The sequence below is a fragment of the Blautia sp. OF03-15BH genome (assembly GCF_003463065.1).
In the GTDB taxonomy this organism is placed as follows: Bacteria; Bacillota; Clostridia; order Lachnospirales; family Lachnospiraceae; genus Limivivens.
Map to the genome: position 1 here is coordinate 270,866 of NZ_QSCM01000004.1, position 15,889 is coordinate 286,754.

Below are 15,889 nucleotides of genomic sequence, written 5' to 3' on the forward strand. Positions count from 1 at the left end.
GAGTTTTCACCGTTCCTTTCTCTTTATCAGGCAACGCTTCTTGTAAAAGGAAATTCCGTAACACAGCACCTCATCATAATAATCCTCAAATTCTTCCGCATATTTTCTGGCATCAATCTGCCGGATCGCTTTCTCACAGTCCGGCTCCATCTGATTTAAGGTTCTGGAGTATTTTGCTTCAAAAACAGCTACCCTGCCATTTCGCGAATCGAAGACGATCACATCGCTTCGTCCTTCCCCATGTTCCTTATTGGATTCCACCATATATCCGGCTCCTGCAAAAATTCCTGCCAGAAAAGCATGGTAAAAATCCTCTCTGTAATCGTGATAACTTATCGTCATACGAAGCAGCTGATTCATCTCTTTGCCGGCTTTCTCACAGTTTCCTGTCCAGACTGCCTCAAACAGTGCTTTTCTGTCCCAGCCTTTTGCACTGTCATCAAACCAGACCTTTACCGTTGTTTCGAAAATTTCCCGTATTTCTGCATTTGGAATCGTTAAAGCATACATCCCATCTGACAACTTTTCTATCAGTTCTTTCTCCCGGACCATTGTCAGATATCCGGTCAGGTATAAAACACTCCAGAGATTTTCTTCCGAGGAATGTAAATAATCATAGGTCAGGTCATCTTCAATCTTCTGCACAATATAGCCGCCAGACAACAGAATTTCCAGTTTTCTGGTGATATTACTGCCTGCATAGTCAATAAAAGAGCGGATCACTGCATTATCACTGGTGTTTTTCCAATAGCCCTTCGGCCTGGCCGCCGGATCATATTGAAGATCCCGAAGATAATTCATCACATCCCAGGGACAGTAAACATCAAACTCTCCAAAATGATATCCATCATACCAGTTTTTGATATTCTCTGCCTGTTCCGATATGGCTGCTGCCATAAGAAGTTTCTCCACATCTTCCTGCGTGAATCCATAGTATTCATTCAGGCGCGAAGATGCGATCGTATCTGAGACAAAATTGTTCGTTCCTGTAAAAATGCTTTCTTTCGCGATTTTCAGACAACCAGTCACCACCGCAAACTTTAACGCTGTATTATCTTTCAATGCTGTACCCAGAATCGCCCGGATTACTTCCAGCATTTCCGCATAATAGCCATTGCTGCTTGCCTTCGCCACTGGAACATCGTACTCATCCAGAAGCAAAACCACAGGCTTTTCATAATAGGCCTGCATCATTTTCATAATCGTAAGAATGGAGCCCTTGATATCTGTCAGAGACGCCGATCTGCTTTTCAGACGTGCAAAAACTGCCTTATAATCACTATTTACCTTCTCGCTTTCTGCAAGATAAGATTGCTCGATACAAAACTGAGCAATGGTAAACCCAAGAAAATCCAGCGCATTTTCAAAAGAAGTTCCATCCACATCTTTAAAAGATAAAAATAACACCGGATACTGATTCATCCATTTCTCACAAAGTTCTTCATGCTCCAGAATTTCCAGACCTTCAAACAGACTTCCGCTGTCTTTCCGAATATCCAAAAAGCTGGCAAGCATACTCATCCCTAGCGTCTTTCCGAACCGCCTCGGCCGGGTGATCAGCGTCACCTCCGCCGGTTCCGCCTCCAGAAGACTGCAGATAAGTTCCGTTTTATCAATATAATAATAACCGTTTTCACGGATTTTGGTGAAATCAGAGATTCCTACGGGGATTTTAAGATTGTTCATATAACAGCCCCTTTACATTTCAGTTTGGCAAATTGACTTTTTATTTATCATAGCATTTTTGTGGGGGAAATTCTATACATTCTATGAAATTGCATGAAAAAAGCTCATCAGCGTACCATAGCCAATGAGCCAAAATGTTATTTTTATTTTTCTTTTTGTTCTTCCACGATAACTTTGCATCGCTTTTTATAAAAAGCCACGCCATAAAACAGCAGGTCATGCCGACCGTCATTTTTCAGGTATTCCTCATATCTTCGATCTTTCATCTGTGCAATTGCTTTTTCACAGGCTTTATCCAGACCAGCTGCATCCCTCGAATACTTGAGTTCGAAAATAATTCCGCTATCCGGATTTTCTGTTTCCACAACAATATCAGCAAAGCCTTCTCCTGCTTCTACATTCGATTTCACCAGCCAGTCAGAATTTCCCGCCAAAGGGCCAACCAAAAAGGTATGATAAGAGTTCTCTTTTTCTGTCTCCGGCGCTTTTGTATCAAAAACACTGATGGAATTACTGAGTGTTCGATTCAGATATTTTTCTATCGACTCCGTATTTCCTTTTTCAACCGCAGTCCAGAAAGCTGTCAGCTGCCCTGTATTGCTCAGAACCGTATGGCTGAACCACTCCTTTATCTGAAGCTTATACACTTCTCTGACTTCTTTATTTGGGATAACCAGCTTATATGCTCCAAGTTCTGTTCTTCCGGTCTGGGTCAGATATCCCGTTGTAAACAAAACACTCCATAAATTGTCAATGTGATTGTCGATCTCATCATAAGTAAGCTCCATCCGGACAGATTTTTCGATAGCCTCACCTGCAATCAGGCGTTCGATTTCATCCCGCGTCGTTTTGTTTGCTTTATCAATGAAGCGTTTCACAAGCTCATTGCCGCTGGTATTCAGCCAGTAAGACTGCGGCTGCGCTCCCGGCTCACCACAAAGTCTGTCCACATGGTTAATGACATCCCAGGGACAATAGATATCCGCATCACCAAAACGATAACCATCATACCATTCTTTCACTTCTTCCATATGGTCTTCCAAATGATAGATTTTCAAAAGCTCCCTGACGTCCTTTTCCGTAAATCCAAACTGCTCATCAAAACGGGAATCCGTAATAGAAACTATCCCCGCCTTCACTCTGATAGCAGAAAGCGAAGATTTTTTACTCTTTGTCGGTCTTCTTAAGATCCTGCTCAGCAATCTTCTCCAGAATTTCTCTGGCTGTAACTGCCTCCACCTCTGTGGCTTTTCCGTCCTTATCTCTCACGATATGAAGGTAAACGCGGTCGGCTTTGGAACCGCCGTCAGACCAGGTGGAAATGGAACCGTCATCATCCAGAATGACATTGACATTGTCTCCTTTCCAGGTATAAACGCCATATTTACACTGGATCCCCAGTTTTTCGTATTCAGCGACGCGCTTCTGCTCCGCCTTAAAAAACTCATCTTCATCCATGGCGCCTTCCTCGTCTCCGGTGACATAGGTGGACTCGCTCACGGCATAGGCATCCAATGTCCCGTCATCGACAGCCTCCCCCGCTTCCCAGTCATAGAGGTCGCTGTCTTCTGTCTTAATCTCCTCATCCTCCTCTGTGGTCGTCTCCACCTTTCCGTCGTATACGGTGATATATTTTGTATTTCCGTCCTCATCCTCCACCGCATAAGTCTTTGCCTCCGCTCCCAGAGAGAAAGCTGCCAGGGTTCCCATTGCCGCCAATACTGCTAATCTTTTCTTCATAAAAAATCACGCTCCTGTTTTTATTTTTTCCAGAAATGTTTTTCTCATTTCTGTTGTCCCTATTTTAGCGCGTCTTTATGGGAGTTTCAGGGAGCCTTTGTGTGGATTCTGTGTGATTTTCTTTCAATCGGAACCAGAAACGGACGCCTCCGGCCGTGTTTTCCGCCCCGTAGGACGCCCCGTGGGCATCCAGAATCATCCGGACAATGTAGAGCCCCAGGCCGCTTCCTCCGGATTTCCTGTTTCGGGAATCTTCCACCCGGTAAAAAGCTTCAAAAAGCTTCGGCAGGGCTTCCTCCGGAATGGACGTCCCTTCATTTTCCAGCGAAAAGCCGTTTTCCTGAAAGCAGACCGTCAGCTTCTCCCCTTTCGGAGAATAGCGGATCGCATTGGTGAGAAAGTTCCGGAAGACTTTTTTCATCCCTTCGGAATCCGCCAGCGCATAGGCATGCTCCGGAATCTCCCCGGTAAGCTCCATCTCTTTTTCCTCCAGAAGCTCCCAGACCTCTGCCATCTCCTGCCGGAAAAGCTCCGCCAGATCCGTTTTCTTTCTCTCTGTTTTCCAGGTGCCGGTTCCCATGCGGGAAATCGTCAGGATTTCTTTTACCATGGTCTCCAGGGTTTCCGTCACCTCATAGGACCGCTGAAGATACCGCTCATGGTCCCGGTACTCCCCCACGCCCTCCAGCATGCCGCCGAGATGGCCTTTGAGGATCGTCACCGGCGTTTTCAGCTCATGGGAGGCCGCCGCGAAAAAGAGCTTCAATTCTTCATTAGCGGAACGAAGATCCGAGAGCGCGGTGGAAAGACTGTCGGAAAGCTCGTTTAGATTCTTTGCCAGAACGCCGATCTCGTCTTTTCTCTTTTCCTCACAGTGTTCGCCAAAATCCAGAGCCGCCATCTTTCTTGACACCCGGCTCAGACTGAGAATCGGCCGTACCAGATACCAGGAAGCCAGAATGGCACAGAAAAAGGCGATGAGAAGAGTGATACCCAACACCATCGGAAAAATCCTTTTGACGATGGCTGCCGCCTGACTTACCGCCTCCATATCTCCCACTACCAGGAGCGTGTAAGCTTTTCCGCCCACCGTAACCTTATAGCTTTTCACAGCAGAAGGATAGCTGGTGCTGAGAGTAAAATACCCCGCATCTGAAACCGTAACTCCGTAAGTGTCATCCCCCAGCTCCTCCGCAGCCTCGTCGCTGACGGCAATTCCGCTGAAGGTTACAAGCCCGTCTTCTTCCACAACCATACTTTCTTCACTTCCTGTACTCGCCGTGTCTGCGACTTCCGTCTCGACCTCGGGAAAAACCTGATTTCCTTCCTTATCCAGCACTGTCACGGAAGCCTGATTGTTCCGCTCGAAAAGCTCCAGAAAATTTTCCGCTTCCTCAATGGAAGCATAGGATTCCAGCTCCGTCTTCAGGGATTCCGAGACCGACGCCAGGTCTTTTTCCAGAGAATTTCGATAGGTTTTGGGCAGAAAAACGGCCACCGAAGCATAGGTGATCCCGCTGATGGCCAGCAAAAGAAACAACGTCAGAATAAAAATTTTCAGCGTCAGGCTACTTCTTAATTTTTTCAAGCCGGTATCCCACTCCTCTCACAGTCTCAATGAGCTGATTTCCCAGTTTTTTCCGAAGATTCTTGATATGGGTATCCACGATCCTTTCATCCCCGAAATAGTCCTCACCCCAGACCTGATCCAGAAGATTCTGCCGGGTAAAAACCCTGCCGGAGTTCTTAAGAAACAGCCTCAGAAGGTCAAATTCTTTCTGGGTGAGTTCCACTTCCTGCCCTTCGTTAAAAAGATGATGACCTTCCTCATCTAACTTCAACCCACCGTAAACCAGGTCTTTTTTCTGCTCGGTCCTGCCCGTACGGCGAAGGACCGCAGCAATCTTACAGAGCAGCACCGGCATGTCAAAAGGCTTCGGAATGTAGTCGTCCGCCTGGAGATGAAAGCCTCGTACCTGATCCTCCACGCTGTCCTTGGCTGTCACCATGAGCACCGGAACCAGAGATTCTTTCCGGATCAGCTCCAGCACCGCAAAGCCGTCCACCTTCGGAAGCATCACATCCAGAAGGACGAGGTCCGGCCCCCAACTCTGAAAAGCCGCCAGACCTTCCACGCCGTCCTCCGCCAGACGCACCTCATAGCCTTCCGCCATCAGATAGTTTTTCAATACCTCCTGAATATCCGCATCATCCTCTACCACCAGAATCTTTTCCATAAGTTCTCCTTTTATTACGCTATTGGCTTCCAGTCTATCACATCTTTATGTGATTTTCATGGAGAATCACATAGAAAAAACCTGCTGCCAGGTTTTTCCTGACAACAGGCTTCTTCATCTTATCAATATAGCTGATATCCATTTGGCGCCAGTGCTCGTTCGTATCCATCCAGCAAAGTGATATTAGCCAGCTCGTATTTGTTGAACACATCGGAGGAAAAGTCCTCCGGGAGGATCCTTCCATAATACCAGGGTTTGGAGTAGAAGTAATCGTTCAGCTCCTGGGAATCAAAGATCCGGCCTCTTCTGGCATAAATCTCATTTTTCGCATAGCAGACCACCTGCAGAGACAGACCTTTTACTTCCGCGTCTGTCAGATAACGTGTGTCACTGTCATAGAAAATAAAATCATTCTCCAGCCGGTCATCATCATAATAGTAGTCAGAAATCCCTACCGCATAAATATTATAACCAGGCTGATCCAGAACATAGCCGTTTCCATTGGTCAGGGCATTTTCCGCATCCGTCAGAAACTTAATGTTATTGTTTTCATAGGTATTAAACACAGCTGAATTGAAATCGGACGGAGCTACACTTCCATAATACCAGGATTTGGTGGCAAAATAGTCTGTCAGTTCCAAGGAACGGAAAGTCCGGCCATGACGGGCATAAATCTCGTTTTTCCCATAACATAATTCCTGGGCACTCATGCCCTGGATATCCGCATTGGAAAGATACCTGGCATCACTGTCCGGAAATACATAGTAATCGTTCTGCACCTCATAGGAAATGTTACCGTAAATATACTGATAAACCGCTGAAAAATCATAACCCGGCTGATCCAGCACATAACCGCCGCTTCTAAGAGCGCTCTCCCGGTCAGAAAGGAGTTTGATATTGGCCGTCTCGTAGACGTTGAGAACAGAAGAAGAAAATTCAGAGGGACTGATGCAGCCGTAATACCAGAGCTGCTCTTCAAAGTAATTGGTCAGCTCCTGGGACTGGAACATCCGTCCATGACGGGCATAGATTTCGTTTTTCGCATAGCAGACCACCTGCAGAGGCATATCCTGAATATCCGCTGAACTCAGATACTCGATATCCACATCGGGGACGATAAACTCATAAGCCTTTGCATCGGCCTCCGCTACCAGGTTTCTGACAAGACCATGCAAAATCATGCCGAGAAGTACGGCTATGATAAACTCGAGGACACGTCGCCACATCTTTTTCCTGTCTTTTTTCATATAAAATCCTCCTTTCCATGGATTTTATGACCGGACCACATCGGAAAAGAACAGGTAGGTTCTCTCCGAAATTCCCCGGATCACACTCTGAGCGCTTCCGTTATCTGCGATGTCATTGGAAAGCACGCAGAGAATATAAGGGTATCTTCCATTCATAACGATGGCTACATCATTTTCAATACTTCCAAGACCGTAACCCGACGGCATTTCTCCGGTCTTATTGGCGGTTTCCACACCGTTTGGAAGACCTGCGGGAATCTTTCCCTTTACGGTCTGTCCTTCCAGCAGCTCCAGCATTTTTCCGGAAGCCTCCACATTCAGAAGTGTTCCGTTATAAAGGCCGGAAAGAAAAGAAGTACAGTCTGCAACAGAAGTATAATTATCATCGGAAGGATTCTCAGCCAGAAAACGCCGTCCCAGATGAGTTGCCGCATATCCATGATCCTTACAGAATTCATTGACTACGGCTGCGCCGGTATCAAAATCTCCCTGCCCCAGCCGGCTTACCAGCTCATTGGCTGCCGTATTATCACTTACCGTGATCATGGCTGTCAGAAGATCTTTTAATTCTCCATCATAAGTCTCCTGCATGGGGATCAGCTCTTTGCCGCATTCTGCCGCGTAAACAGCCCGTTCATAGACGGCTCCCATGATAAAAAGCTTGATGACACTGGCTGACTGCATGGAGTCTCCGGAATTGATCTCCATACAGGAAGCGGTGTTTAAATCCATAGCCTCCACAGCCCAGTGTTCACCGGAAGCTGTCAGATCATTCAGCCAGAGCATCTCCAGTTCCTCTTCCAGAGAGGAAAAATCCATTCTGTCTGCCGTGTCCTCTGTTGTTTTCGATGTGCTTCTCAGAGTTTCACTGAAATAAAGATCAATACCATCCGCAATCCCCTGGACCATAGCCGTTTCATTTTCTTCAGAGGTCATATAAAGGTCGTCGCCTTCATTGCTCATGTAACCCATTTCCAGAATGGTTACCGGAATCTCACTGAAATTGATGCCTGTCATATCATCCGCATAGATCACACCATCATTTGTAAGACCGGTCTGCTCACAATAGGAATCCAGCACGCACTGAGAAAGCCGGACACTCTCTGCAGAAAGTTTCCCCACATATGGGTTTTCTTCTGAGGGAGCCATTGCCAGTGCCCCGGACACCGAATTGTCATCACTGCCATTCGCATGGATTCGTACACAGGCCTCCGCTCCGGATGCATTGGCCATTTTGGCACGTTCCTGATTGCTGATGGCCGTATCATTATCCTCTCTTGTCATGACTACCTCGTAGCCTCTTACGCTAAGTTCGCTCTTCAGTGCCAAAGCAATGCGGAGATTCAGGTCATATTCCGGAACTCCGGAATAGCGTCCCTCCGTTCCCGTTGTTGCCTTTGCCTTCGTCTCCGAAGAACCGGGCGCCGCTGCTTCCTGCGCACTCATGTCAACCCAGCTTCCCTGATGTCCCGGATCAATGGCGATCTTTCGTTTTCCCGCTCCTTCCACCCGGCCAGGCAGAAGAAAAATCATTAAAAAACAAACTGCCGCCGTTACCCACTTTCTCATAAACCGTTCCCCTTCCGTTCCCTCGGATATCCGGCCCACGAAAAAAAGCCATGATATCCTTTCTCATGGCTTTATTATAACGTACTTTCTTCTGCTTCACAATCTCTTTTTCGCCCGTTCTACATTACTTTTAAAGCGGCTGTCCAGATCTTTCATAATAAAATGGTACATCACAAGGAGCAGGGCAGAAGCCAGGATCCACGCCATCGGACTTGCCATACAGGTGCCAAAATAACTGCGATAATGAGCCGCTACCAGAGCTGTAAGTCCTCGCCCGAACAGTTCTGCCACACCTGCCATCATGGGAAGCAGGCCATACCCCATCCCCTGAATACCGTTCCGGTAAATATTGACGATCGCCAGCGGAATCATAAAGATACCAATACAGCGGAGATAGATCTCTACATTTCCAATGACCTCTTCCACATTTTCAGAAAGGAAAAGATAGGTCAGATATTTCCCGGCAAAAAGGAAGAAAATGCCTGCTGCGATCCCGTACAGAAAGCCTTGTATATCTGCTGCCCGAAACCCTTTCCGGATGCGGTCCGGCCGACCGGCTCCCATATTCTGGGCACAATAGGTTGCCATCGTCACACCCTGTGCCACATAGGCCTGGGTCAGAAGATTTTCGATCTTGTTTGCTGCCGTAAAAGCCGCCACCGCGATCGAACCGAGCATATTCAGGGCAGACTGTACCATCATCGTACCAATGGCTGTGATGGAATACTGAAGCGCCATCGGAAAACCGACCTTCAGCTGCTGAATGGAAAGATTCTTCTCCAGACGAAACTCTCCTTTTTCCATATGAAGAACTGGAACCTTTTTAATGATAAAAATCAGACAGAGAAAACCGGAAACTCCCTGAGAAATCACAGTCGCATAAGCAGCTCCTGCTACTCCCATATGGAAATAAATGATCAGCACCAGATCCAGTACAATGTTGAGTCCTGCCGACAGAAGCAGAAAGTAAAGAGGGGTCTTACTGTTTCCAAGCGCTCTTAAAATACTGGACAGAAGATTGTAAAGTACCTGTGTGAAGATACCGCCGCAAATGATCATAATATAAGTATGGGCATCGTCAAAAATATCCTCCGGCGTGTTCATAAAAGTCAAAAGCCAACGCATGCCAAGCATACTGACCAGCGTCATGGCTACTGCTACGATAAAGGACAGAATTGCCGCATTTCCCACGGTTTTCCGCATACTCTCCATGTCTCCGGCTCCGAATTTCTGCGCTGTCAGCACAGTAAAACCAGCTGTCAATCCCAGAAGAAAGCCTAAAATCAGGAAGTTGATCGTTCCGGTGGCTCCCACCGCCGCCAGCGCCTTTGTTCCCACAAATTTTCCTACAATAACGGTGTCTGCCATGGAATAGACCTGTTGGAAGACATTTCCAATAAAAACCGGAATTGTGAAATTCAAAATTATCTTCTGCGGATCTCCCACAGTCATGTCTTTCTCTGCTGCCATTTTTTCATTCCTTTCACCTAGCTGTTTTTAATCTTCCTTCTAAAGCATCCGTGGGAGCTTTCTTTGTTCTCCACTTTAGCAATTCACCGCAGATTATATAAAAAAAAGAGCCTTTATGCAATTCTCAATTTCAACAAAAAAACTTCTGGTTTTCCAGAAGTTTTTCTATCGGATATCACAATCCCAAAAGCTGTACCAGGAAAACTACTGCGGAAGCACCTACAGCCACTTTTAAAAGCCCTTGGTCAAAATATGCCAGTCCCACTGCCGCCACCGTTCCTGCACAGGCACTCAGCGTGGTTCCTGTGGCAGAAAAGATTGCCGGAAAAGTCATAGCTGCCAGTACAGAATACGGCACGTAGCTTAAAAAAGACTGAATGAAACGGTTTTGGATCTTTTTTCGGAAAATTGCCATAGGAAGTACCCGGATGAGGTAGGTCACTACAGCCATCACAAGAATACTGGTAAGGATATAACGATTACTCATGAACTTCCTCCACTTCTATCGGGAACAGCACCGCTGCCACTGCACTTACCACAAGAGTGATCACAATGATTCCCCAGCCACCGGAAAGGACGGAAAACACCGGAAAATAATGAAAACAGCAGCTTAAAAGTACTGCAAAAAGCACGGTAAAAAGCACAGACTTCTTTTTCCTGGACGGTGGTATGATAACAGCAATAAACATCCCGTACAGTGCAATACTGAGTGCATTGGTAACGATCGTTGGAAGAAAAGATGTAAGAATGCCACCCGCCAGAGTACCTCCGGTCCAGCCGATCATAGGTGTCAGAATCAGCCCTGCAAGATAGGAAGCTGTCAGTTTTCTTTCGTTTTGCATGGAAACAGCAAATATCTCGTCCGTGATTCCAAAGGAAACCAGAAGACGCTGAACTCCGGTCATTTTTTCATCCACCTTCTGAGACAGTGCAAGAGACATCAAAAAATACCGGATATTAATGATAACGGTAGTCAGTGCGATCTCCAGATAGCCGCCTCCGGCCAGCATCAGACTGGAACCTGCAAACTGACCGGCACTGGTCAGATTGGTAAGTGAGATCAGAACGGCTGCCCAGGCCGGCATCCCTGACAGCACCACTGACATTCCATAAGCAAACGATACCGGAAAATAACCAAGACAGATAGGCAGTCCATGTTTCAGTCCCTGCCGAAAATTCTCACTTTCCATATCATTCCATGGGATATTTCAATCCCCACTCCTTTCGGATGGTATCCATGATCTCCATCATACGGATACTCTCTTTATGCGGCATCTCAGGACATTCACTCCTGCCTTCTTCAATGGCCTTTTTACATGCTTCCACTTCATACTCATAGCCACTGATCTGAGGCGGAACCGGGTATTCTTTTACCAACTGATAATTGGTATCATATACTTTGAAGCCCTGACAATTATTGATATTTTCCACTTCTATGTATCCCCGGTCACCATAGATCATTCCTCTCCGGTCGGAAAGCACCAGCATAGAGCTGTGAAGGATCGCAGTTGCCCCATCCTCAAATGTGAGTGTGATACTGTTGGAGCTGTCTACACCATATTCATTCATTGTCGCATCAGAGGAGATTTTTACCACCGGTGTCTGATCGATCATACAGGCGAAATTCAGCGGATAAACACCTACATCAAGAAGAGCACCACCTGCCAGTTCCGGTTTTTTCAAGCGCTCGACACCGCTGATAAGATAGCAGAGATTTGCCGTCAGAGAATGTACTTTTCCAATCACACCACTGTTTACTACTTCATTCAAAGTCTTCTGAATAGGGATATAGCGGGTCCAAATAGCCTCTGTCAGGAGCAGATTTTTTTCTTCTGCCATCTGAAACAGTTCTCTTGCCTGATTTGCATTTACAGTAAATGCCTTCTCACAAAGCACATGCTTTCCATGCTCCAGAAGAAGCTTTACGTGGGGATAATGATGTGAATGAGGCGTTGCTACATAGACCAGATCAACTTCCGGGTCGGCTGCCAGTTCCTCATAAGAACCATAAGCTTTTGAAATTCCGAACTCAGCTGCAAATTTCTCCGCATTTTCCAAAGTTCTGGATCCCACCGCATAAAGCTCTACATCTTTCATTTCTTTTACTGTATTGGCCATCGTATGGGCAATACCTCCAGATCCAAGAATTCCCATTTTCATCGTTTCCATAATCATCCTCCTTGATTTTTTAGTAAAGCGACATTCGTAATCCGCTTTCGCCATTTGCTCATGAATGCAGCCGCTCCGCATACTTGAAGCGGTGGAATGCTTTATTCTGCGTTCAAAAACACCCCTGCATATCCTGCTTTTTCCCTGGATACGCCGGGGTGTTTTCTATCTTTTTAACACCGTCTGCTTATAAGGTATTCGGACTCTCTTTTCCTTCTGTGAAAGTGATCACATTTTCCAGTGTCGTATGGCTGATAGCCTCCAGTGCCTCTTTTGTGAAAAAGCCCTGATGAGAAGTTACCATGACATTCGGGAAGGAAAGCAGTCTTGCCATGGTAGAACGGTCGAGGATCTGATCGGACATATCTTCATAGACAAAACCTGTCTCTTCTTCATAGACGTCCAAACCTACCGCAAAGAATTTTCCATCACGGATTCCCTGTATCAGATCGTCTGTCTTGATCAGACCGCCTCGTGATGTGTTAACCAGAATCACACCGTCTTTCATTTTTGCAATGCTGTCCAGATTGATCATATGATGATTCTCTTCCGTCATAGGGCAGTGAAGAGAGATCAGGTCGGCTTCATGAAGAAGCGTATCAAAATCTACATACTCTGCAAAATCCAGAGACGGGTTATGATAAACATCCGTAGCCAATACTTTCATTCCAAAACCATGGCAGATCCGGGCCATAGCAGCACCGATCCGTCCGGTTCCCACAATGCCGGCCGTTTTATGGAAAAGGTTGACTCCCAGCAGACCACTCAGGCTGAAGTCATTTTCACGCCCCCGGATATATGCTTTGTGTGTATGGCGATTGGCTGTCAGAGCCAGGGCCATGGCATGCTCAGCAACTGCTTCCGGTGAATAGCTGGGCACACGCATTACTGTTATACCCCATTTTTTCGCCTCGTCTACGTCCACATTGTTATAACCTGCACAGCGCATGAGAATCAGCTTTACTCCCATTTCATGGAGAATATCCACCGTTTCCTTACCAAGATCCATATTTACAAAAGCACACACGGCGTCATATCCATGAGCAAGTTCAGCAGTCTCGGGTGTCAGGTTCGGCTCAATATAATGGATATCTATATCCTTATATTTTTCTTCTTTGAGTCCTTTATCAAAGAACTCACGGTCATAACTTTTTGTGCCAAAAAATAAAATCTTCATAATAAAACTCCTCCTTTAGGATTAGTTTCGAGCTTACCGGAAGTAATTATACACGAAAATAAAATATCTGGCAAGACTTCTCTATTCTTGACCTATTTTCTCATCACAAAATTTGCACGCATGAATACAGGCAGCAAAAAACAGTCTGCCTTGACGAAAATCACTTCCATCAAAACAAACTGTTCTTCCTCTTTCCTCTAATTATATGATGTTGAAGTCAAAAGATCTTCTTTATGGACAAGCTTATAAAACAGACAGACCGCCAATATTGCAGTAAGAAAATCAGAAATAGCCTGTGCCATCAAGACCCCCCTATAACCAAATACGCTTGAAGCAAGCATAATCACAACGGCAAATACTACTCCCTGTCTGCTGACCGATAAAAGAAATGCACCACCGGCTTTTCCCTCTGACTGAAATGTACAGGTCGTCACCAGTATAATCGCTATGAATACCATTCCAAGCAACTGCATACGGAGCATAGGAACTCCAATCGCGACAATAGAAGCATCCTGCATGAACAGTCCCACCAATCCGGGCGCCAGAGTAGAAAGAAGGACCGCCAGTACAAGGGCAATACCACATTCAAAAACATAGCAAAAACGCAGAATCTCTTTCAATCTGGAATGGTTCTTTGCTCCGTAATTATACCCGATGAGTGGCTGTGCTCCAAAGGCAAAGCCTACCATAATCAAAACAGCAATCAGATTGATTTTCATTACAATTCCCATAGCTGCCACTTTATCATTTCCGTATGAAAGCAAAAATCGATTTGTCAGTGCCATTCCAAAACTCTGCATGAGATTTGTAATGGATGCAGGAATTCCGATTGCAAAAACCTGTCGTATCTCGTCTGATTGAATATGAAACTTTGCCGGTTTAATCGACAATCGTTTGCTCCTTGCCAGCAAAAACCACACAAAAAACAAATCCGCACCTATATTACCAATTACTGTTGCAATTGCTGCACCAGCTGCCCCTAATTTCAACACAGAAATGAAAAGCGGATCAAGGATCATATTAACAATCGCTCCTAATATGGTTCCTGTCATAGAGGCTGTTGCAAATCCTTCTGTCCGAAGAAGATTCGCTGGCGTATAGGACACAATGATAAATGGAGCACCAAGCACAATAACAGTAAAATACTGTGAAGCATAAGCGAATGTTTCTGTATCGGCCCCTAGCAAGTACAAAATCGGAGTCCGAAGCAGCAGCAGCAATATGGCTATTATAATCCCGCAGAGAAGGGCAGCATAGAAACAAAATACACTGAGCCTTTTTCCGTCTTCATCCCGTTTCTGTCCAAATAACCGGGAAATAACAGAGCTTCCACCTAGGCCAAAAATATCACCGAGAGCGATCATCAAAGTAAAAATCGGTGCTCCCAGAGAAACACCTGCTACCAGATTTGTATTACCAGTCTGCGCAATAAAATAAGTATCGACCATGTTATAGACCAGTGAAACTACCATACTAAATACAACCGGAAGTGCAAATTTAAAATATGCCTTGTGAACTGGTGCCTGTTCAAATAATTCATTTTCCAACATCATAACCTCTCTTTCTTACTTAACAAGCTTAGCAGATCGGCTTGATTTTTGTTGTGACATATGGCACAATAAAATAAATATTTTCTGCGGGGGCACTTATGGAACAAGTTCATGACGAAAAAATATTAGGGCGCTACATAAATCTCTACCACATAAATGAAATTTTTGATACCAAAAATCTTACGTTCCGACTTTACCAATATGAACGTGGTGAGATTTTGAATTATAACCGCGATTTTTCCAATCACCTCCAATTTCTTGTATCTGGAGCCGTTCAGATTTATTCTATACGCGGAGATGGAAGTCGCTATCCTCTTTGCCTTCTCAATGATTTTACTTTATTAGGAGATATGGAATTTTGCGGAGAAACATCTTTGCCCTTTCTTGTGGAAGCCACAAAAAAAGTAATGTGCATAGAATTACCGCTATACGATTTTAAAAATATACTATTGAATGATAATACTTTCCTGCGTTTTCTTTTGCGCTCCGTAGGGCATAAAATGGCGTTGTTTACCGAATCAGAGGCATCTTTCTCAAACCTTGAAGAAAAATTGCTTCACTTCTTAAAATATGATTGTCCTGACCATCAATTTCAGGGAGTTGAGGCGACCGTCATTCAACTTCGATGCAGCAGGCGGCAGTTGCAAAGACTGTTAAAGTCATTAACCGAAAGACAAATCATAGAAAAAAAGGGAAAAGGAATATATCGGCTTAAGTGAAAAGCCATTTTGCTATCTAATGACGGGTTCTTTAAGCAACATCGCAATTCCAATAAAATTTCCTACTATAAAAAAACCAGAAGCATTTGCTCCTGGTTCTCATCTCATATACCTTCAAAACCACACACAGAAATTTATTTCTTCCATCCGAATCTTTCTACCCAGACTGCCTTTTTTTGGAAGTTCTGCTCACTGCGTTTGCAGAACAACCAACGCACTAGACTCTGTCTTCGTCTCCGACTTGCCAGTCGTCAAATGCTTTTGGCTTGGTTAAGCCTTCGACCTATTAGTATCAGTCAGCTCCACACATTACTGTGCTTCCACC

At 45.3% G+C, this 15,889-nt stretch carries 14 protein-coding genes; 1 reads left to right on the top strand and 13 read right to left on the bottom strand.

The window, feature by feature from the left end; translation table 11 throughout:
* Positions 1-6: 6 nt before the first annotated feature.
* The 13 genes from DXA57_RS06935 to DXA57_RS06995 form a co-directional block, all read right to left on the bottom strand.
* Positions 7-1,686, bottom strand: coding sequence for an AAA family ATPase (locus DXA57_RS06935; protein WP_117765941.1), 1,680 nt, complete (start codon positions 1,684-1,686; stop codon positions 7-9).
* Positions 1,687-1,829: 143 nt separating this feature from the next.
* Complete coding sequence (locus tag DXA57_RS06940) at positions 1,830-2,888, bottom strand: PD-(D/E)XK nuclease domain-containing protein (protein ID WP_243005727.1); 1,059 nt, start codon at positions 2,886-2,888, stop codon at positions 1,830-1,832.
* A complete protein-coding gene (locus DXA57_RS06945) occupies positions 2,851-3,426 on the bottom strand; it encodes a hypothetical protein (RefSeq protein WP_117765945.1) in 576 nt (191 codons plus the stop codon). Before DXA57_RS06945 ends, DXA57_RS06940 begins: the two co-directional genes overlap by 38 nt.
* A gap of 64 nt (positions 3,427-3,490) precedes the next feature.
* Positions 3,491-5,014, bottom strand: a complete 1,524-nt coding sequence (locus tag DXA57_RS06950) for a sensor histidine kinase (RefSeq protein WP_117765947.1) — start codon at positions 5,012-5,014, stop codon at positions 3,491-3,493.
* Complete coding sequence (locus DXA57_RS06955) at positions 4,995-5,663, bottom strand: response regulator transcription factor (protein ID WP_117765949.1); 669 nt, start codon at positions 5,661-5,663, stop codon at positions 4,995-4,997. The genes DXA57_RS06950 and DXA57_RS06955 overlap by 20 nt, the downstream gene beginning before the upstream one ends.
* A 122-nt stretch (positions 5,664-5,785) precedes the next feature.
* Positions 5,786-6,910 (bottom strand): YARHG domain-containing protein, encoded by a 1,125-nt coding sequence (locus DXA57_RS06960; RefSeq protein WP_117765951.1) that lies wholly within the window; start codon positions 6,908-6,910, stop codon positions 5,786-5,788.
* Positions 6,911-6,934: 24 nt separating this feature from the next.
* On the bottom strand, positions 6,935-8,479 hold the full coding sequence (locus tag DXA57_RS06965; protein ID WP_117765953.1) for a serine hydrolase: 1,545 nt from the start codon (positions 8,477-8,479) through the stop codon (positions 6,935-6,937).
* A gap of 96 nt (positions 8,480-8,575) precedes the next feature.
* A complete protein-coding gene (locus DXA57_RS06970) occupies positions 8,576-9,949 on the bottom strand; it encodes an MATE family efflux transporter (RefSeq protein WP_117765955.1) in 1,374 nt (457 codons plus the stop codon).
* Between the two features lie 175 nt (positions 9,950-10,124).
* The gene (locus DXA57_RS06975) at positions 10,125-10,436 is read right to left on the bottom strand and encodes an AzlD domain-containing protein (RefSeq protein ID WP_117765957.1); all 312 of its coding nucleotides are present in this window, start codon (positions 10,434-10,436) and stop codon (positions 10,125-10,127) included.
* A complete protein-coding gene (locus DXA57_RS06980; RefSeq protein WP_117765959.1) occupies positions 10,429-11,139 on the bottom strand; it encodes an AzlC family ABC transporter permease in 711 nt (236 codons plus the stop codon). Before DXA57_RS06980 ends, DXA57_RS06975 begins: the two co-directional genes overlap by 8 nt.
* 1 nt (position 11,140) lies before the next feature.
* Entirely contained in the window at positions 11,141-12,109 is a 969-nt protein-coding gene (locus tag DXA57_RS06985; protein ID WP_117766007.1) for a Gfo/Idh/MocA family protein, read from the bottom strand.
* Between the two features lie 196 nt (positions 12,110-12,305).
* A complete protein-coding gene (locus DXA57_RS06990) occupies positions 12,306-13,295 on the bottom strand; it encodes a 2-hydroxyacid dehydrogenase (protein WP_117765961.1) in 990 nt (329 codons plus the stop codon).
* A gap of 197 nt (positions 13,296-13,492) precedes the next feature.
* Complete coding sequence (locus tag DXA57_RS06995; RefSeq protein WP_243005728.1) at positions 13,493-14,848, bottom strand: MATE family efflux transporter; 1,356 nt, start codon at positions 14,846-14,848, stop codon at positions 13,493-13,495.
* A 95-nt stretch (positions 14,849-14,943) separates the two neighbouring features.
* Between DXA57_RS06995 and DXA57_RS07000 the strand changes: the two genes are divergently transcribed.
* Positions 14,944-15,564 carry a Crp/Fnr family transcriptional regulator gene (locus DXA57_RS07000; RefSeq protein WP_117765963.1) on the top strand — a complete coding sequence of 207 codons (621 nt, stop codon included), beginning with the start codon at positions 14,944-14,946 and terminating at the stop codon, positions 15,562-15,564.
* The last annotated feature ends 325 nt before the right edge of the window (positions 15,565-15,889 follow it).